This window comes from Streptomyces sp. NPDC046349, from assembly GCF_055587885.1.
Map to the genome: position 1 here is coordinate 283,986 of NZ_JBVJFK010000004.1, position 16,985 is coordinate 300,970.

Sequence of the window (16,985 nt, forward strand, 5' to 3'; positions counted from 1 at the left end):
AACCCGCACCCGCACCCGCACCCGAAAGCTCCCCATGCTGCGAACAGCCCTGCGCAACGTCCTCGCGCACAAGGCCCGTCTGGCCATGACCGTCCTGGCGGTCTGCCTCGGTGTCGCCTTCGTCTCCGGCACCCTCGTCTTCGCCGACTCCTCCGCCGCCGCCTACCGCGCCGCGGCCTCGAAGAACTTCGCCGGCATCGCGGTCAGCGTGACCCCGAAGGACTCCCCGGACGCACCCCCCGGCGAAGACCGCACGAACGTCCTGGACGACGCACTCGTCCGGAAACTGGCCGGCGTGGCCGGTGTCGCCGCCGTACGGCCCGCCGCCGACGGCTCGGCCACCCTGTCCGCCGCGGACGGCACCCCGCTCCGGGCCGGCAAGGCCTGGGCCAACCTCGGCGCTGCCCACGTACCCGGCGCGGACGGCGAGGACGAGCGGTATCCGCTGGCCGAGGGCCATGCCCCGCGGAGCGGCGAGGAGATCGCCGTGGACGCCGGCACCGCCGCCGCCGGCCGGTTCCGCATCGGCGACACGATCACCCTGGCCACCGACGGCCCGGTGATGACCAAACGGCTCGTGGGCATCGTCGCCACGCAGGACACCCGGGTGACCGCGGGCGGCACCCTCGCCCTGTTCGACAGGGCCACCGCCCAGCAGTTGTTCGCCTCGCCCGGCCGGTACACCGGGATCGACCTGACCGCCACCCCAGGCACCAACCAGGCCGACCTCGCCGGCCGGGTCGCCTCCGTACTCCCCGCGGGGCGGGCCGAGGCCACCACCGGCGCCGCGCAGGCAGCGCAACAAGCCCTCTACGTCGACACCCTGACTCGTGGTCACGCCAAGCTGCCGCTGGTCTTCGCCGGGGTCTCGCTGTTCATCGGCTCCTTCCTCATCGTCAACACGTTCACGATGCTGGTGACGCGGCGCACCCGCGAGATCGCACTGCTGCGGGCGATCGGCGCCTCGCGCCGCCAGGTGGCCGGCTCCGTGCTCGCCGAGGCCGCCCTCGTCGGGCTCGTCTCCTCCGCCGCCGGATTCCTGCTCGGGCTCGGCGTCGCCGCCGTACTGCCCGGCCTGCTCGGCACCGCGCAGGACACCCTGCCCGACGGGCCGCTGGTGATCGGCCCGCGGCCCGTCGCGGCCGCGCTCGGCGTCGGCATGGGGGTCACCGTGCTCGCCGCGTGGCTTCCGTCCCGCAGGGCGGCGAGGGTCGCCCCCCTCGAGGCGATGCGCTCGGCGCAGCAGCCGCCCTCCGCAGCGCGCTCGCGGATTCGCGCCGCCGCGGGACTGGTCCTGCTCGTCCTCGGCGCGGGGCTGCTGGTGTCGCTGAGCGGGGTGAAGGACGCGTCGGCGCAGAACCTCCAGGACGCGATGCTCGCCTGCGGCGTCCTCGTCGTCGCCCTGATCGTGCTCGCACCGCTGCTCGCCGCACCGGTGATCCGGCTGGCGGGGCGGCTGACCGGCCGGTTCGGCGCCGCCGGCCGCCTCGCCCGGGAGAACGCGCTGCGCGACCCGCGGCGCACCGCTGCCACCGCGTCCGCCCTGATGATCAGTACGGCGCTGGTGGCCGGGCTCGCCGTCGTCGGCCACTCCACCGCCCAGGCGTTGGACCGGCAGGCCGCGGCGGGCCTCGGCGCCGACTACGTGATCGGCACCCGCGCCCCCACCCACGGCATCGAACCGGCCGCCGTCCGGCGGGTGGCCGCCGCCGCGGGGGTGCGGACCGCCGCGGCCGTCGCGGACGTGTCGCTGTTCGTCGGCGGCGGGGTCCGGCAGATCACGGGCGTGGACCCGGACGCCGTCGACGCGGTCATGAAGCTGGACTTCACCGGCGGTTCCGCCGAAGAGCTCGGGCCGGGCCGGATCGCCGTCTCCGCCGCCCTCGCCCGGGAGCAGGGGCTCGCCGCCGGCGACCGGATCACCGCACGCATCGGCCGGGGCCAGGACCTGAGGCCGTACACGGTCGTCGGCGTCTACCGGGACAACCCCGTCGCCGGCGACGCGCTCGGCGACCTCGGCGAGGTGCGGCAGCACGGCTTCCTGCCCGGCTCCGTGCAGCGGATCCTCGTGCGCACGGAAGACGGCGCCGCCTCCGACGCCGTCGGGAAGCGGCTGCGCACCGCGGTCGGCGACAACCCGCTGCTGAAGGTCCAGGACCGGACGGCCCTCGTCCACGAGGCCGCCGGCAGCATCGGCGACCTGCTGACCCTGATGTACGGGCTGCTCGCCGTCGGCACGGGGGTCGGTGCGCTCGGCATCGTGAACACCCTGGCCATGTCGGTCTCGGAGCGGACCCGGGAGATCGGCGTGCTGCGCGCCATCGGCATGGACCGGGCCGCTGTCCGGCGGATGATCCGGCTCGAAGCCGTGATCGTCGCCGCGTTCGGAACCCTGCTGGGGCTGGCGGGCGGCGTGTTCAGCGCCTGGGCGGTCGGCTCGCTGGCGAACGGCGCGATGGCCCAGTACTCGTTCGCGCTCCCGTGGGGGACGCTGCTGCTGGTGTCCCTGCTGTCACCGGTGATCGGCGCGGCCGCCGCGGTCCTCCCCGCACGCCGGGCGGCGGCACTGGGCCCGCTGTGCGCGGTCGCCGAGGCTTAGGGGGTGTCACCTGGAGGGCCCACCTGAACAGGCGCGTCCCGCGATGGTCTGGGTCCAATGGCAGGGCGCGGCCGTCGCCGCGCCCCGCCGCTGCCCAGCCGTCCCGGGAGTGCCATGAGCGAGCCGTCCCCGTCACCCGGCGACCCGCGCGGCGCGGCGCCGCCCTCCCGACCGGCCGCTGCCCCCGGCGGCGGATCGCGTGGGGGGAGCATCGCGAAGAGCACCCTCTCGGCGGTACTGATCACGCTGACGTGCATCCTCGTGCCGGTCTCCCTGCTCACCGTCTGGGTGCACGACATCGTGCTGGACACGGACCGGTACGTCTCCACGGTCGAGCCGCTCGCCTCGAACCCGGCGATCGAACAGGCGGCCGTCCACCGCATCACGGAGGCGGCCGATGTGAAGGTGGACGGCTCCCAGGTCACGGCCGACCTGGCGAAGTGGCTGGAGTCCCAGGGTCTTCCGCCGCGCGTGGGCGCGGCGGTCAAGGCACTGGGCCCGCAGCTGGACTCGGCCGCCGACCAGGTCGTCTCCAAGGTGGCGACCCGGTTCGTGGAGAGCGACCGGTTCGAGAACGTGTGGACCGTGGCCAACCGTGCCGCCCACAACGCCGTGGTGCACGCGCTCACCGGCAAGGGCCGGGGTGCGGTCGGGGTCGACGGCGGCACCGTCACACTCGACATCGGCGAGGCCGTCGACAAGGTCAAGGAAGAGCTCGTGGCCGCCGGGGTCTCCCCGGCGGAGAAGATCCCCGAGGTCGACAAGCAGATGGTGCTCTTCCAGAACGACAAGCTGGGGCAGATCAGGGGCGCGGTGCGCCTGCTCGACGTCCTCGGCAACTGGCTGCCGATCCTCACGGTCGTCCTGGGCGCGGCCGGCGTACTGCTCGCGCGGCGCCGGCGCCGGGCCCTCGTGACCACCGCCCTGTGCGCCGCGTTCGCCTGCCTGCTGGTCGCCGTCGCCCTGGTGGTGGGCCGCCGGTACTACCTCGACCACCTTCCGGAGGAGGTGCAGTCCCCGGAGGCGGCGGCAGCCGTCTTCGACACCCTGGTGCGCTTCCTGCGGGTCAGTCTGCGGACCGCGATGGTCCTCGGGGTCGTCGTGGCGCTCGGCGCCTACCTGTCCGGCGCCGGCCGTCTGCCGCGCGGCGTGCGCGGCCGGGCCGACCGTACGGCCGACTCCGCGGCGCGCTGGGGCGCCGGACACGGGGTGCACACCGGCGGCGCCGGCCGGTGGGTGGAGGCCCACCGCCACGCACTGACCGTGGGCGCGCTCCTCGTCGTCGTGCTCGTGTTCGCGCTGTGGAACCACCCGACGGTGCTGACGGTGCTGTTGCTGGTGCTGATCCTGCTCGCGGTGCTCGCCGTGCTGGCCTTGCTGGCGGCCGGCGGGCGCGTCGGCGACGGCGCGGAGGCGGGAGCCGGTGCAGGAGCGGCGCCGGAGCCAGGTCCGGGGCCCGGAACGGGCGACCGGCCGGAACGCGGATGAGTCCGGCGGGCACCGCCCCGGGCGGGGCGGGCCCTGCCGGACCCGTGCGGCTCAGGCCAGGATCCTGGCCTTGGCCCGGTCGAACTCCTCCTGGCTGATGTCGCCCTTGTCCTTGAGCGCGGAGAGTTTGCTCAGCTCGTCCGCGCTGCCGCCGCCACCGCTGCCGGCCGCCTGGCGGACGTACGAGCGGAATGCCGCCTCGTTCTCCTTGATCTGCTTCGCATCGCGCTCGTGCATGCTGCGGCCGCGCGCGACGACGTAGACGAACACGCCGATGAAGGGGACCAGCAGCACGAGGACGAGCCATCCCGCCTTCCCCCAGCCGTGCAGGCTGTGGTCACGGAAGATGTCCGTGATGATTTTGAAGAGCAGGAAGAACCACATGACCCACAGGAAGAACCACAGCATCGTCCAGAAGAGGTTGAGAAGTGGATAGTCGTCCATGCCCGACTCCGATCATGCACGTGGTACTTCATTGATACAGGCGGGTCGGTTGCTCCGCATGCGGAGCAAAAGCGGCATCTATTGCACCCATGCGCGGGACAGCGTGACCATGGACGCATGAGATTGCCTTCCTCCGTTCACGAGGAAGGCCCGTTCCGCTCGACGGGGAACAGCCGATGGTGCTTGACCTGATCGTCATCGGGCTGATGATCACGCTCAATCCGCTGCCCATCATGGCGTTCGTGCTGGTGGTCTCCGCACCCGGGGGCGTGTGGAAGGGACTCGCCTTCATCCTCGCCTGGCTGGGCTGCCTCGTCGTCGTGATCGCCATCGTCCTGCTCATCACCGGCGGCGAGCCCCCACCGCCGCGTTCCCCGCCGTCCACCGCCGGCCTGGCGGTCCGACTCGCCATCGGCGTCGGGCTGGTGGCGTACGCCGAGCACCGGCGTCGGCGGCGCCCCGTGGCGGGCGCCGCCCCGAAGTCCGGCGGGCCCCGGTCCGGCTCCGTCGAGGAGCCGAGCGCGCTCTCCCGGATGGACCGGACGTCCGTGTGGTCCGCGGCCGGGCTCGGGGTGCTCCTCCAGCCGTGGGGCATGGTCGGTGCGGCCGCCGCCACGGTCCTCCAGGCGGACCTCTCCGACAGCGCCACCTACCTGGCCCTGCTCGGCTTCTGCCTCCTGGCCACCTCCACCCTGCTGGCGATGGAGCTGTACATGGTGTTCGCCCCGGAGCGGGCCGCCCTGGCGCTGACGGGCATGCGGGCGTGGCTGTCGGACCACAAGGACCCGGCGATCGTCCTCGGCTGTCTCCTCCTCGGCGTGTGGCTGGTCGCCAGGAGCCTCTACGACCTCACGCACTGACGTCGGACCCGGGAAGCCCGCCGCTCCGGTCGCCGGATACGGCGGGTGCCGTTCTCCTGAAGGCATGGAACGCAACGCCGCCCGCCGCCACCGACGCGTCCTCCTGGGCCACTGCCTGCGCGCGACCGGCTCGGTCGTGCTGCTCACGGCGCTGTACTACCTGGCCCCCCTGGAGGGCGGCTTCGGCGTGCTGACGGTCCTCACGCTCGTACTGGGGCTGCTCGCCTTCACCCTGCTGACGGCCTGGCAGGTCAACGCCATCACCCGGTCGCAGTATCCGAGGCTGAGCGCCCTCGAGGCGATGGCCACCGCCGTGCCGCTCTTCCTGGTGGTCTTCTCCGCGACGTACTTCATGCTCTCGGAGAGCATCCCGGCGACCTTCACGGAGCCGCTGGACCGCACGGACGCCCTCTACTTCACGGTCACGGTGTTCGCGACCGTCGGCTTCGGCGACATCGCCGCCACGACCGGGACCGGACGGGTGCTGGTCACCGTGCAGATGATCGCCGACCTGATCGTGGTGGGCGTGATCGCCAAGGCCCTCTTCGGGGCCGTGAAGATCGGAATGCGCAGGCGTGGCGGTGAGCGGCGCGGGGGACCGCCGTTCGTGGACGACGAGGAGCTCTGAGCCGCGCGCCCCGTCGCGCGGAAATGGCCCCGTCCGGGGGCCGGACGGGGCCATTTCGCGCAGGAGCCGGCTGTCAGCCGGGGCACTTGAGGCCGGAGGAGGCGGCCGTCGTGGCCTGCTCCAGCGACTGGATCTGGGGCTGCAGCTGGGTGAGCGCCTCCGTGCCGGTCGTGTCGCCCGGCAGGTCCTCGTAGCCCTTCTTCAGGTTCTCGGCGGCGGACTGGACCGCCTCGCGCTCCGCGTCCTTCATCTTGTTCGCGTTCTCCTTGACGTCCTCCCAGTCCTCCTGGACGGCGTCGTAGGCGTCCTTGATCTCGTCCTTGGTCGCGACGGCGGGGTTCAGGGCCTTCAGCTTGGCGTTGTCGGCCTTGAGGGCGTTCAGATCGGTGCACAGGTCGGCCGCGGCCTCGGTGGCCTCCTCGGCGGGGGAACTGTCGTCGGAACACGCGCTGAGGCCGAAGACCGCGCTCAGGCAGAGCACACCGACCACCGGGAAACGCTTCATGGAGGGGCCTTCCTCAATCGGGCAAACCAGGCGTACGGGACCTTCCGGTACTACGACAAAATATGCACAAGCGGACACTGCCCGCATCCGCACCGCTCCGCCCCGCCACGGCCCGGGCCGGCCACCGGCCCCACTAGGCGGCGGGCCGGATGTTCTGGTTGAGGTGGAAGAGGTTCCCCGGGTCGTACGTCCGCTTCACCTCGGCCAGACGGTCGTAGTTCCCCCTGTAGTTGGCCCTGATCCGGCTCTGGTCGTCCTCGGCCATGAAGTTGATGTAGCCGCCCTCCTCCGAGTGCGGGGCGGTGGCCTCGTAGTAGTCGCGGACCCAGGCGATGTTCGCGTCGTTGTCCGCGGGGTCCGGCCACATCCCTGCGATGACGGTGGCGAAGGACGCGTCGCGGTAGGCGAAGGCGGTCTCCTCCGCCCCGACGCGGTGGCAGGCGCCGTTGATCGGATAGATGTGGACCGTCGAGTTCACGGCGGGCAGCTTCGGGCCGTGCACCAGGTGCGCCTCGATCGCGGCGTCACTGAGCTCGGTCACGAAATTGGCTTTCCAGTAGTGCTGCAGGCCGGGCGGCACGAGCGCGTCGAAGGCGCTGTTGAGCGCCGGGTACGGCATGGGCCCGACGTGCTCCGCCACCACCGGGGCGAAGTCGCGGAAGGCCCGCAGGGCCCGCTCCCCCTCGTCGAGCGGCCCGGCCCAGCACGCCACGATCAGGGCGAAGGGGTCGCCGTGCCGGTCCGCCGGGATGAACGGCAGCGGCGGGGCGAGCTGGAAGGCGGGGAAGCCGCCGAGCTGCTCCGGAGCGTCGGCGATGTACTCGGCGAACGACCGCAGGACGGTCGCCGCGTCGTCCAGCTCGAAGAGCATCGGTCCGCCGTAGATGTCCCCGACCGGGCTGAGCCGGTACTCGAACGAGGTCACCGCGCCGAAGTTCCCGCCGCCTCCGCGCAGCGCCCAGAAGAGGTCGGGATTCTCCTCCTCGCTCGCCACGACGATGCGGCCGTCCGCCGTCACCACATCGGCCGAGATCAGGTTGTCGCAGCTCAGACCCAGCCCGCGGCACAGGTAGCCGATGCCGCCGCCGAGGGTGAGCCCGCCGATGCCGGTGGTGGAGATGATCCCGCCGGTGGTGGCCAGCCCGTAGGCGTGCGTCGCCGCGTTGAAGTCGCCCCAGGTCGCACCGCCCTCAGCGCGCGCCGTGCGGCGCGCGGCGTCGACGCGGACCCCGCGCATCGCGGACAGGTCGGCGACCACGCCGTCGTCGCAGGTGCCGAAACCGGGCACACTGTGCCCGCCGCCGCGGACCGCGAGGTCCAGCCCGTTCTCCCGCGCGAAGTCGACCGCCGCCATGACGTCGCCGGCGTTGGCGCACCGCACGAGGGCGGCCGGCCTCCGGTCGATCATGGCGTTGTTCACCGCGCGCGCCGCCTCGTAGGCGTCGTCGTCCGGGGTGACGACCGCCCCGCGAACGCGTTCCCGCAGCTGGTCCATCGAGAGCTTGCCCATGACCATCGCTCCTCGCCCTTCGTACCTCGCTCCCACGCCGCGCCGAGACGCGTGCGCCTGGGGCTGCCGCTACGGCTCCAGATGGCTGAAGCCCACCTCGAAGTGGTCGACCCCGACAATCTGCTGGCCTTCCCGCCGGGCGGTCTCCTCGCGGATCCGGCTGGCCAGTTCCTCGCTGTCGCGCATGCTCCGCTCGTCCTCCCACAGGGTCAGCGACTTGGCCTCCCCGGTGGCCCGGTCGACCAGGTAGTAGACGCCCCGAAAGCCGGGTGCGTCCCGTACCTGCCGGACGATCTCCTCCGAATGCGCGACCAGGTCCCCTTCCGCGGGGACGGGTGAACCCTGGTAGGTGCTCAATCGTGCGAACATCTGCGGCAGTCCTTCCTGGCCCGGCCGCCGTCGGGGGACAGGCAGCTCCAGGACCAGCGTGCTCCGGCAAACCGCGCCCCGCATGCCGGAGCGGCGCGACAATGGTGGCGGAGGACGCGTCTGCCGGTGCCGTTGCGGAGAGGCGGGACGTCGAGGTGACGTACATAGCTGTGACCGCCCTGAGCCATGTCGGGCTGGTCCGCGAGCACAACGAGGACAGCCTCGTCATCGGGCCGTGGACCCTGTGCGGGACCGTGACCCAGAATCCCCAGACGCTGGTGTTCCCCTTCGGCAGACCGCTCGTCGTCGCGGTCGCCGACGGGCTCGGCGGGCAGCCGGCCGGAGAGGTGGCCAGCGAGCTCGTGGTGCGCCAGCTCTCCTCGCTGGGCCCCTCACTGGACTGCGCGGAGGCCGTCGGCGACGCGCTGAACCTCTGCAACGACGCGGTGTACTCGGCCACCGACGGCCGGCCGGACCTGACCGCGATGGGGACCACGGTCGCGGGCGCCCTCGTCCTGGCCGAGTCACTGCTGTCCTTCAACGTAGGCGACAGCAAGGTGTTCCACGCGGCGCGCGACGGGCTGCGCCAGGTGAGCGTGGACGACAGTCCGCCCCCGGTGCCCGGGCACCGCACCACTTCCGCCGTCACGCAGGTCCTCGGCGGCAGCCGCGGCCACAGCTCGATCACCCCGCACATCGAGACCTTCGCGCTGGCGGAGGGGGACCGCTACCTGGTGTGCAGCGACGGGCTGACCGACCCGGTGCCGGACGACGCGATCGAGGAGCTGCTGCGGGTGCACGACGACGGCAGGGCTGCCTTCGAGCTCTGGAAGGCCGCGATCGACGCGGGAGGACCCGACAACATCACCCTCGCGCTGCTACGCATCGGCGCCTGACCGTATTACCGTATTACCGCTCATCGGATTTCAGGACCGGCTATCCGGTGACGCGACGCCGGAATTATCGGGCCGGAAAGGCTTTACCGGTTCTCCGGTTATCACTGTGCTACGGTGACGCCAGTTGCGGTTGTGGTCCCCAAAAGCTTACAAGTGCTCTCACCCGATTTTCCGGTGGGTGCACTCTTCATTTCCGGTTCGATTTCCGGTCGGGGCAATCATCTCGGCGACGCCGGGTCCGCACAGTGCGGCCCGGGCACTGCCCCAAAGGAGAACGCGCATGGCATCCGGCACCGTGAAGTGGTTCAACGCGGAAAAGGGTTTCGGTTTCATCGAGCAGGAGGGTGGCGGCGCGGACGTCTTCGCCCACTACTCGAACATCGCCACTTCCGGCTTCCGTGAGCTCCAGGAAGGCCAGAAGGTCACCTTCGACGTCACGCAGGGCCAGAAGGGCCCGCAGGCCGAGAACATCGTTCCCGCCTGAGCCCGGCGAGACCGGCACTGAAGCCGACGCCGACACCTGCGCCGACACCCGCGTCGGCGCCGACGTCGCCGCGAAGGCGAACGGGCCCGCGGCCCGCACCTCTGCGTGCGGGCGGCGGGCCCGCTTCCGCGCCCGCCGGAAATCGGCCGCCGTCACGGCGGAACCAGCGCCAGGGGCCGGGCCCACTTGCTAGAGTCCCTGCCCATGTCGATCCCTGACGACCTGCTCCGTGACCTCGCCGCCAAGGTCGAGTCGGAACAGACCAATCAGATGTCCCTGACGGTCGTCGTGAACGGCGCCGTCATCACCGGCCGCCTCGCCCCCGAACGCGTCTGGCGCCAGCGCGTGGCGGAGGTCCTGCGGGACTCCGACCAGCTGGGCCCGTTCGCCGAGGTGTTCAGCTCCCCGGGAAACACGGGCGGACATCCCGCCGGTCCTCCCTCGCACCTGCACTTCCACGTGGCGCGCATCCTCCAGGGACCGGTGGGCATCCCCGAGACCGGCGGGATGTACCGGATCGCCCTCGGCGACGTCAGCGCCTGGACCGTGGGGGACTTCAGCTACTCCGACAAATAGCCGCTGCCCCGGTCGGCCCCCGCGCCGCACACCGTCCGCATGCGGATCTCGATGCCGGGGCGCCCTGGACGGACGGGCGAGGACGGAAGCGGCGTCGGGCCGGGGGACACGACTGCGGGGCGAGCGGCCCACAGCCGAGTGCCGCCAGCGCTGGGCCCGGCCCCCGAGGCCGCCGACCGGGTGCTGGGCGAGGCCCTGGAGCTGTGGCGCGGCCCCGCCCTGCTCGGTTGTCGCGGCCTCCGGCTTCTTACGAGCGCCGGCGCCCCGGCTCCCGGAGCTCCGGCCCCGGACGCCGCGGGCTCCGGTTCCGGCGCGTCGACGCGGGGCCGCAGCATGCCTCGGGAGACGCGTGGCGACCCCCGCCACGTCCACATCCTGGACGTCTACGCTCGTTTCATGAACGCAGAAGCCGACGCCCTCAGGACCGTCAAAGACGCTGACCGGAAGCACGTCTTCCACTCCTGGTCGGCGCAGGAGCTCATCGACCCGCTCGCCGTCGCCGGCGCCGAGGGGTCGTACTTCTGGGACTACCAGGGCAATCGCTACCTCGACTTCTCGAGCGCCCTGGTCTACACGAACATCGGCTACCAGCACCCCAAGGTCACCGCGGCCATCCAGGAGCAGGCGGCCAGGCTGTGCACCGTCGCGCCCGGATTCGCCGTCGACGCGCGTTCCGAGGCCGCCCGGTTGATCGCCGAGCGCACTCCGGGCGACCTCGACAAGATCTTCTTCACGAACGCCGGGGCCGAGGCGGTGGAGAACGCCGTCCGCATGGCCCGGCTGCACACCGGGCGGCCGAAGGTGCTGTCCGCGTACCGCTCGTACCACGGCGCCACCTCCACCGCGATCAACCTGACCGGTGACGCCCGCCGCTTCGGCAACGACTCCGCGACCGCCGGCGTCGTGCACTTCTGGGGGCCCTTCGCCTACCGCTCGCCCTTCTACGCGACCACGGAGGCGGAGGAGTGCGCGCGTGCCCTGCGCCACCTGGAGGACACCATCGTCTTCGAGGGCCCGCAGTCCATCGCCGCGATCATCCTGGAGACCGTCGGCGGCGCCCCCGGCGTGCTCGTGCACCCCGACGGCTACCTGCCCGGGGTACGGGCGCTCTGCGACCGCTACGGCATCGTCTTCGTCCTCGACGAGATCATGGTCGGCTTCGGCCGCACCGGTAAGTGGTTCGCCTCCGAGCACTGGGACGTCACCCCCGACCTGATCTGTTTCGCCAAGGGCGTGACCAGCGGCTACGTACCGCTCGGCGGTGTGGCCGTCTCGGCGGACATCGCCGAGACCTTCGCCCGCCGGCCCTACCCGGGCGGTCTGACGTACTCGGGGCACGTGCTGGCCTGCGCCGCCGCGGTCGCGACGATCAACGTCATGGAGGAGGAGGGCGTCGTCGAGCAGTCCGCGCGCACCGGAGACGAGCTCCTCGGGCCCGGCCTGCGCACGCTCGCCGAGCGCCACCCCTCGGTCGGGGAGGTCCGCGGCCTCGGCACGTTCTGGGCCCTGGAACTCGTCCGCAGCAAGGAGACCCGCGAGCCGCTGGTCCCGTACAACGCGGCCGGGGCGGACAACGCGCCGATGGCGCAGTTCGGGGCCGCCTGCAAGAAGGGCGGGCTCTGGCCGCTGATCGCGGGCAACCGGATCCACATCGCGCCGGCCTGCAACATCTCGCCGCAGGACGTCGCGAAGGGGCTGCAGATCCTGGACGAGGCCCTGGCCGTGGCCGACGCGCACACCATCTGACCTGCGGGTCTGTGGGGTCGCCCAATGCGCCGGTGCTGGTGTTCGGAGGATCCGTGCGGTGGTCAACGCCCCGTACGCATGCTGCAATCCGTGCAGGCCACCTACGTCGAAACAGGCCGAGCACCTACGGACCGGGATGCACGTCAGTCCCGGGGCGGCCCCCTCGGGGCCGAACGGCGGGGAGCGGGAAGACCGCTGGACGCCGGGCGTACGGGATCCAGAAGTACGGACTCCGTGTTCCCGAGTACCCGAAGGAAGACAGCATGAGCAAGCACGTCCTGGCCCAGAACCAGTACGGCAAGGCCGAGAACCGCATCGTGAAGGTCACCCGCAAGGGCAACGACGGCTCCTGGCACGAGATCCGCGACCTCAACGTCTCGGTCGCGCTCCGCGGTGAGTTCCGCGACGTCCACCTGACCGGCGACAACGCCAACTGCCTGCCGACCGACACCACCAAGAACACGGTGTACGCCTTCGGCAAGGAGCACGGCATCGAGTCGCCGGAGGCCTTCGGCATCCTGCTCGCCAAGCACTTCGTCTCCTCGCAGGCGCCGATCCGCGAGGCCCAGATCCGCATCGAGGAATTCGCCTGGGAGCGCATCCCCGTACCGACGCGCAAGGAGCAGCACTCCTTCGCCCTCAAGGGCCAGGAGGTGCGCACCGCGCAGATCACCTACAGCGAGACGACGGGCCTGCAGGTCATCTCGGGTCTGAAGGACCTGACCGTGATGAACTCGACGAACTCCGAGTTCCACGGCTACATCAAGGACAGGTACACGACGCTCAAGGAGGCGTACGACCGCATCCTGGCGACCAAGGTCACCGCGCGCTGGGCACACTCGGCGCTGGCCGCCGACGACCCCGGACACGACTGGGACCAGGCATACAGGAAGGTCCGCAAGAACATGCTGGAGGCCTTCGCGGAGACGTACTCGTACTCGCTGCAGCAGACCCTGAACCAGATGGCCGAGCGGGTGCTCGACAACTGCCCCAAGGTCAACGAGGTGCGGCTCAACCTCCCCAACAAGCACCACTTCCTCGTCGACCTCGAGCCCTTCGGCCTCAAGAACGACAACGAGGTCTACTTCGCGGCGGACCGCATGTACGGCCTCATCGAGGGCACCGTCCACCGTGACGGCGTGCAGCCGGTGATCGCGACGTCCGACTGGATCGTGGCGTGACACGCCCACGCCCGTCGTGAGCCGGGCCCGGACCGCGTCGCGGGGTCCGGGCCGGGTGTTCCGCTATGTGCGGGGCAGTTCGTCCTGAGGCCGGCCGACGAGGAGGTTCCAGCGCCCGGCCCTCCCGGTCAGCGTGGTGACCCACTCCGGCCGCACGTCGAGCCGCCAGAAGGCAACCGCCGGGAGTTCCAGGGCGTACACGACGGCCGCCCGCACGACGGCCTGGTCGACCTCGGCCCGGTACGTGCCCGGGGCCAGTGCCGCCAGCTCCGCCCCCACGCGGGCGATCAGCGCGTCCACGGACTCCCCGCCCGGCGGTGCGTACCCGGGATCCGTCAGCCAGGCATGCAGGGCCTCCGGGGCCTCGGCCGCCACCTCCTCCAGGGTGCGTCCGGCCCACTCCCCGGTGTCCGGCCCGCGCAGTCCCTCATGGCCGGGACACGGCCGCGCGTGACCGAAACGGCCCTGGCGGGCCGCTGTGTCCAGTGGGGGGCGCACGAGGTGAACGCGCACCGACTGACTCTTCATAAGGGGAGCCTAAGCGCGGTACCGTCACGAACGAGACAAGTCCATGACGACGGTATGACGGAAGCACCGGTGAGAATCCGGCACGGTCGCGCCACTGTGAATCCTCCCGGAGGGGGAGGGGAAGTCAGACCCGTCACCGTCGTCGAGCGCACCACTGACCGGGACGCGTGTTCCCTCTGGAGGTTCTGCAATGGCCAACTCCGCCGTGCCCACGACGAACGCCCCCGCCATCGCCCCCATCTCGCTCTCCGCACTCGCCCCCTGGGCGGTGTTCGTCGGCGTCCTGATGCTGGTCCTGCTCTACTTCGTCGGCGCCGAGCAGGGCGCCACCGCCGTCTTCGAGGGCGAGACCATCCACGAGTGGCTGCACGACGGCCGCCACCTGCTCGGTTTCCCCTGCCACTGATCCGCTTCCCCTGCCAACGACCACCCCCGGCAAGGGATCCGTCTCAGCAAGGGACCGAACCATGAACTCCGCATCCCCCCGCACCCTGCTCGTCCGGGGCATGCTCGCCGGCCTGCTGGCCGGCGTGGCCGCCTTCCTCGTCGCGTACCTCCTCGGTGAGTCCGAGGTGGACGCGGCCATCGCCATCGAAGAGGCCGCCGCCGGGGCCGGACACGACCACGGCGGGGAGGCCCCGGTCAGCCGGGCCCTCCAGGCCACGGCGGGTCTCGCCACTGGCGTCGTGCTCTACGGCGTCGCGCTCGGCGGCCTCGCCGCGCTCGTCCACTGCTTCGCGTCCGGCCGCATCGGCCGCTTCGGCCCGCGGGCCACGGCAGCGCTGGTCACCACCGGCCTGTTCGTCACCGTGACCCTGGTGCCCTTCTTCAAGTACCCCGCCAACCCCCCGGCCGTCGGCGACCCCGAAACGGCGGCCCGTCGGACCGCCCTCTACCTCCTGATGATCGTGCTGAGCGTGCTGCTGGCCGCGGGCGCGGTCATCCTCGGGCGGCGGCTCGCGCCGAAGCTCGGCAACTGGAACGCGTCGGTGGCCGCCGGCGCGGCCTTCGTCGTACTCATCGGAATCTCATACGCCGTCCTGCCCGGGGTCGACGAGGTCCCGGCCGGCTTCCCCGCCACCCTGATCTGGGACTTCCGCCTCGCGTCCCTGGCCATCCAGACCACGTTGTGGACGACTTTCGGCCTGGCCTTCGGTTTTCTAGCCGACCGGGCCCTTGTGCCCACTCCCGCACCCAAGGAGGCTGTGCTGCCGACGAGTTGACGATGAAAGGCCGATAGTCCATGGCGACGGCGATCAGGGAATGGCGGGGCTGGACGGGTGCCGCACCCTTCTGGCTAAATTCCTTCCTGCTGCTCCTGGCCCCCTGCTGCGCCGTGACGCTGTTCGGCCAGATCGGCATCATCGCCGCCCTGGCCGCGCTCGGCGGCCTGGCCCGCCACCTCTGGTACGGCGACTACGGCCATCCGGCCATGCACCTGGCCGCCGCGCTCATGGGGGCGGGCACGGCGGCCGTCGTCCTGTGACCCCGCGGGCCGGGGTCACCGAGCACCACTGACCCCTCACCCGTTCGGGCGTATCCACGACGGCCCCGGCGGTCGGTGCGCCGAACCGGCGCGAGCTGCGAAGACTCCCCGATCGTGCGAAGACACGCCCGTGACTCCATGTCAGCCTCTCGTGTTTCACGGTGTGCCGATGGGCAGAGGAAGTGTCCACTGCTCACATGACCCGGCCGCACGAGCCGGACAGGAGGGAATCCCATGCCCCGCGCCAAGTGGGTCGTCGCCTCTCTGACGGTGGCTCTGCTGTCCAGCACCGTCGTGGTGTTGCAGCGGACCGAGGGTGCCGCGCCCGCGGCCGCGACCACCGACGACGCGCTGCCCTCGCGGGCGCTGGGACTGTCCGGCCACCGCCGTCTCGTGCGGGAACTGGAACAGTCCGGCGAGAGCCGCCCCGGGGCGGCGGCCCGGCCGCGCAGGATCGCCGCCGGGCCGCTGAGGACGGTCTCCGGACCCCTGAGAGCAGCCCGCCCAGTGCGGTTGCGCATCCCGAGCCTGGGCGTCGACGTGCCGTTCGGCGTCGACGGCGAGGAGGCGTCCTGGGACTCCGCGGGGCCGGCGCCGGGCGCCGCCGGAACCGCCGTCGTCACCGGAACCGCTCTGCGGCTGGGGGAGTTGCGGCGGGGCCGGACCATCGAGATCCAGCGCGCGGACCGCCGGACGGCCGTGTTCACCGTCGTGGGGGTCTCACCCGGCAGGGCTTCCGTCCGGGAGGAGCCGCCCGGAGGCGCCCAACTTCGGCTGATCGGCGGGGAGACCGCCGTGCTGGCCCGGCTCACGGGGCACCGCAGCAGTAGCTGACATCTGGGGGGCTGTCAGCCGAGGGGTGGGTCTTCGTCCCCCGGTCGGGGGCTTCTCGGGGTCCGTCCGGGAGTCTTCCGGCGTGGCGGGGCACACCCCTCGCATGACCTGGAGGCTGCACGCACGCACGGCACTGACGAGGGCGCTCACCGCGGCCTGCGTCGTGCTGCTGTGCGTGTTCGGCGCCGGTCCGGCCGGTGCGGCCGCGGCGGAGTACCGCCCGGCCTCCTCTGCCCCCGCGGAGCCCACGGCTCCCGGCGAGCCCGCCGAACCCGCGGAGGGCCAGTCGGATCCCGCCGCCGATCCCGAGGCACGCGCAGCCGTACGGTCGACCGCGCGCGGGCCGCTGTGCGTACAGCGGACCCTCGCCCTGTTTCACGTGAAACAGGGCGAGGGTCCGGGGCGCGGGCCCCGCACCGGAGAGACCGGCCCGTCCCTGCGGACGGTGCGCAGTGTGGTGCTGCGCTGCTGAGCGGACCGAGTCCCCAGCGCATCCCCCACACCCCCTGAGCACCGTGAGGTTCCGCCATGCCCATCGACCCGTACGCCGCTCTGAACGCCATGCTCCGCGCCGAGGTCTCCCGCTTCGCACCGCCCGTCCGCCAGTCCGAGCCGACCGCTCCGCCGAAGACCCCGGCCCCGTCCGTGGAGGACGAGGGTGATCCGCAGCAGACCGCGGCCTCGCAGCCGGCGGCCTCCCGGAAGGTCGGCGCGAGGACCTCTGCCGGCGGCTCGGCCGCGTAGCGGCGGCGAGCGGACAAGGAGGGGCGGGGGGGGGGGGGGGGGGGGGGGAGGGGGGGGGGGGGGAGGGGGGGGGGGGGGGGGGGGGGGGGGGGGGGGGGGGGGGGTAC

Annotated in this window: 20 protein-coding genes; 15 read left to right on the forward strand and 5 right to left on the reverse strand. The window is 72.0% G+C overall.

Annotated elements, in window-relative coordinates:
* Positions 1-34 precede the first annotated feature (34 nt).
* Both ACZ6JS_RS11285 and ACZ6JS_RS11290 read left to right on the forward strand, forming a co-directional pair.
* Positions 35-2,599, forward strand: a complete 2,565-nt coding sequence (locus ACZ6JS_RS11285; protein ID WP_469297389.1) for an ABC transporter permease — start codon at positions 35-37, stop codon at positions 2,597-2,599.
* Positions 2,600-2,713: 114 nt separating this feature from the next.
* A complete protein-coding gene (locus tag ACZ6JS_RS11290; protein WP_469297390.1) occupies positions 2,714-4,087 on the forward strand; it encodes a hypothetical protein in 1,374 nt (457 codons plus the stop codon).
* A gap of 51 nt (positions 4,088-4,138) precedes the next feature.
* On the opposite strand, the gene ACZ6JS_RS11295 is transcribed toward ACZ6JS_RS11290, so the two are convergent.
* Positions 4,139-4,531 (reverse strand): SHOCT domain-containing protein, encoded by a 393-nt coding sequence (locus tag ACZ6JS_RS11295; protein WP_469297391.1) that lies wholly within the window; start codon positions 4,529-4,531, stop codon positions 4,139-4,141.
* A gap of 176 nt (positions 4,532-4,707) precedes the next feature.
* Between ACZ6JS_RS11295 and ACZ6JS_RS11300 the strand changes: the two genes are divergently transcribed.
* Both ACZ6JS_RS11300 and ACZ6JS_RS11305 read left to right on the forward strand, forming a co-directional pair.
* Positions 4,708-5,391, forward strand: a complete 684-nt coding sequence (locus tag ACZ6JS_RS11300; RefSeq protein ID WP_469297392.1) for a GAP family protein — start codon at positions 4,708-4,710, stop codon at positions 5,389-5,391.
* Positions 5,392-5,455: 64 nt separating this feature from the next.
* Positions 5,456-6,019 (forward strand): potassium channel family protein, encoded by a 564-nt coding sequence (locus tag ACZ6JS_RS11305; RefSeq protein WP_469297393.1) that lies wholly within the window; start codon positions 5,456-5,458, stop codon positions 6,017-6,019.
* A 73-nt stretch (positions 6,020-6,092) separates the two neighbouring features.
* On the opposite strand, the gene ACZ6JS_RS11310 is transcribed toward ACZ6JS_RS11305, so the two are convergent.
* From ACZ6JS_RS11310 to ACZ6JS_RS11320, 3 genes are all read right to left on the reverse strand, one after another.
* Entirely contained in the window at positions 6,093-6,524 is a 432-nt protein-coding gene (locus tag ACZ6JS_RS11310; protein WP_469297394.1) for a type IV pili methyl-accepting chemotaxis transducer N-terminal domain-containing protein, read from the reverse strand.
* A 133-nt stretch (positions 6,525-6,657) separates the two neighbouring features.
* Positions 6,658-8,034, reverse strand: a complete 1,377-nt coding sequence (locus tag ACZ6JS_RS11315) for an FAD-binding oxidoreductase (protein WP_469297395.1) — start codon at positions 8,032-8,034, stop codon at positions 6,658-6,660.
* A gap of 69 nt (positions 8,035-8,103) precedes the next feature.
* Positions 8,104-8,403, reverse strand: coding sequence for a hypothetical protein (locus ACZ6JS_RS11320; protein WP_469297396.1), 300 nt, complete (start codon positions 8,401-8,403; stop codon positions 8,104-8,106).
* 155 nt (positions 8,404-8,558) lie between these two features.
* Between ACZ6JS_RS11320 and ACZ6JS_RS11325 the strand changes: the two genes are divergently transcribed.
* The 5 genes from ACZ6JS_RS11325 (at position 8,559) to pucL (ending at position 13,286) form a co-directional block, all read left to right on the forward strand.
* A complete protein-coding gene (locus tag ACZ6JS_RS11325) occupies positions 8,559-9,299 on the forward strand; it encodes a PP2C family protein-serine/threonine phosphatase (RefSeq protein ID WP_469297397.1) in 741 nt (246 codons plus the stop codon).
* Between the two features lie 280 nt (positions 9,300-9,579).
* Positions 9,580-9,783 (forward strand): cold-shock protein, encoded by a 204-nt coding sequence (locus tag ACZ6JS_RS11330; protein WP_030030412.1) that lies wholly within the window; start codon positions 9,580-9,582, stop codon positions 9,781-9,783.
* A 204-nt stretch (positions 9,784-9,987) separates the two neighbouring features.
* Positions 9,988-10,359, forward strand: a complete 372-nt coding sequence (locus ACZ6JS_RS11335; protein WP_469297398.1) for a hypothetical protein — start codon at positions 9,988-9,990, stop codon at positions 10,357-10,359.
* Positions 10,360-10,755: 396 nt separating this feature from the next.
* Complete coding sequence (locus ACZ6JS_RS11340; RefSeq protein ID WP_469297399.1) at positions 10,756-12,105, forward strand: aminotransferase class III-fold pyridoxal phosphate-dependent enzyme; 1,350 nt, start codon at positions 10,756-10,758, stop codon at positions 12,103-12,105.
* A gap of 263 nt (positions 12,106-12,368) precedes the next feature.
* Entirely contained in the window at positions 12,369-13,286 is a 918-nt protein-coding gene (pucL, locus tag ACZ6JS_RS11345; protein WP_469297400.1) for a factor-independent urate hydroxylase, read from the forward strand.
* A gap of 63 nt (positions 13,287-13,349) precedes the next feature.
* On the opposite strand, the gene ACZ6JS_RS11350 is transcribed toward pucL, so the two are convergent.
* Positions 13,350-13,814 carry a histidine phosphatase family protein gene (locus tag ACZ6JS_RS11350; RefSeq protein ID WP_469297401.1) on the reverse strand — a complete coding sequence of 155 codons (465 nt, stop codon included), beginning with the start codon at positions 13,812-13,814 and terminating at the stop codon, positions 13,350-13,352.
* 190 nt (positions 13,815-14,004) lie between these two features.
* Between ACZ6JS_RS11350 and ACZ6JS_RS11355 the strand changes: the two genes are divergently transcribed.
* The 6 genes from ACZ6JS_RS11355 to ACZ6JS_RS11380 all read left to right on the forward strand — a co-directional run bounded on the left by ACZ6JS_RS11355 (position 14,005) and on the right by ACZ6JS_RS11380 (position 16,878).
* A complete protein-coding gene (locus tag ACZ6JS_RS11355; protein ID WP_031156410.1) occupies positions 14,005-14,220 on the forward strand; it encodes a CbtB domain-containing protein in 216 nt (71 codons plus the stop codon).
* Positions 14,221-14,281: 61 nt separating this feature from the next.
* Positions 14,282-15,037, forward strand: a complete 756-nt coding sequence (locus tag ACZ6JS_RS11360) for a CbtA family protein (protein ID WP_469297402.1) — start codon at positions 14,282-14,284, stop codon at positions 15,035-15,037.
* Positions 15,038-15,150: 113 nt separating this feature from the next.
* Entirely contained in the window at positions 15,151-15,300 is a 150-nt protein-coding gene (locus tag ACZ6JS_RS11365) for a hypothetical protein (RefSeq protein ID WP_469297403.1), read from the forward strand.
* Positions 15,301-15,534: 234 nt separating this feature from the next.
* Positions 15,535-16,134 carry a class F sortase gene (locus ACZ6JS_RS11370; protein ID WP_469297404.1) on the forward strand — a complete coding sequence of 200 codons (600 nt, stop codon included), beginning with the start codon at positions 15,535-15,537 and terminating at the stop codon, positions 16,132-16,134.
* Positions 16,135-16,237: 103 nt separating this feature from the next.
* Positions 16,238-16,606 (forward strand): hypothetical protein, encoded by a 369-nt coding sequence (locus ACZ6JS_RS11375; protein WP_469297405.1) that lies wholly within the window; start codon positions 16,238-16,240, stop codon positions 16,604-16,606.
* A gap of 56 nt (positions 16,607-16,662) precedes the next feature.
* Complete coding sequence (locus tag ACZ6JS_RS11380) at positions 16,663-16,878, forward strand: hypothetical protein (RefSeq protein ID WP_469297406.1); 216 nt, start codon at positions 16,663-16,665, stop codon at positions 16,876-16,878.
* The last annotated feature ends 107 nt before the right edge of the window (positions 16,879-16,985 follow it).

Excerpts from the sequence above, each read along its gene's own strand:
- ACZ6JS_RS11285 (WP_469297389.1), top strand. The coding sequence starts at position 35 with ATGCTGCGAACAGCCCTGCGCAACGTCCTCGCGCACAAGGCCCGTCTG.
- ACZ6JS_RS11290 (WP_469297390.1), top strand. The coding sequence starts at position 2,714 with ATGAGCGAGCCGTCCCCGTCACCCGGCGACCCGCGCGGCGCGGCGCCG.
- ACZ6JS_RS11295 (WP_469297391.1), bottom strand. The coding sequence starts at position 4,531 with ATGGACGACTATCCACTTCTCAACCTCTTCTGGACGATGCTGTGGTTC.
- ACZ6JS_RS11300 (WP_469297392.1), top strand. The coding sequence starts at position 4,708 with ATGGTGCTTGACCTGATCGTCATCGGGCTGATGATCACGCTCAATCCG.
- ACZ6JS_RS11305 (WP_469297393.1), top strand. The coding sequence starts at position 5,456 with ATGGAACGCAACGCCGCCCGCCGCCACCGACGCGTCCTCCTGGGCCAC.
- ACZ6JS_RS11310 (WP_469297394.1), bottom strand. The coding sequence starts at position 6,524 with ATGAAGCGTTTCCCGGTGGTCGGTGTGCTCTGCCTGAGCGCGGTCTTC.
- ACZ6JS_RS11315 (WP_469297395.1), bottom strand. The coding sequence starts at position 8,034 with ATGGGCAAGCTCTCGATGGACCAGCTGCGGGAACGCGTTCGCGGGGCG.
- ACZ6JS_RS11320 (WP_469297396.1), bottom strand. The coding sequence starts at position 8,403 with ATGTTCGCACGATTGAGCACCTACCAGGGTTCACCCGTCCCCGCGGAA.
- ACZ6JS_RS11330 (WP_030030412.1), top strand. The coding sequence starts at position 9,580 with ATGGCATCCGGCACCGTGAAGTGGTTCAACGCGGAAAAGGGTTTCGGT.
- ACZ6JS_RS11335 (WP_469297398.1), top strand. The coding sequence starts at position 9,988 with ATGTCGATCCCTGACGACCTGCTCCGTGACCTCGCCGCCAAGGTCGAG.
- ACZ6JS_RS11340 (WP_469297399.1), top strand. The coding sequence starts at position 10,756 with ATGAACGCAGAAGCCGACGCCCTCAGGACCGTCAAAGACGCTGACCGG.
- pucL (WP_469297400.1), top strand. The coding sequence starts at position 12,369 with ATGAGCAAGCACGTCCTGGCCCAGAACCAGTACGGCAAGGCCGAGAAC.
- ACZ6JS_RS11350 (WP_469297401.1), bottom strand. The coding sequence starts at position 13,814 with ATGAAGAGTCAGTCGGTGCGCGTTCACCTCGTGCGCCCCCCACTGGAC.
- ACZ6JS_RS11355 (WP_031156410.1), top strand. The coding sequence starts at position 14,005 with ATGGCCAACTCCGCCGTGCCCACGACGAACGCCCCCGCCATCGCCCCC.
- ACZ6JS_RS11360 (WP_469297402.1), top strand. The coding sequence starts at position 14,282 with ATGAACTCCGCATCCCCCCGCACCCTGCTCGTCCGGGGCATGCTCGCC.
- ACZ6JS_RS11370 (WP_469297404.1), top strand. The coding sequence starts at position 15,535 with ATGCCCCGCGCCAAGTGGGTCGTCGCCTCTCTGACGGTGGCTCTGCTG.
- ACZ6JS_RS11375 (WP_469297405.1), top strand. The coding sequence starts at position 16,238 with ATGACCTGGAGGCTGCACGCACGCACGGCACTGACGAGGGCGCTCACC.
- ACZ6JS_RS11380 (WP_469297406.1), top strand. The coding sequence starts at position 16,663 with ATGCCCATCGACCCGTACGCCGCTCTGAACGCCATGCTCCGCGCCGAG.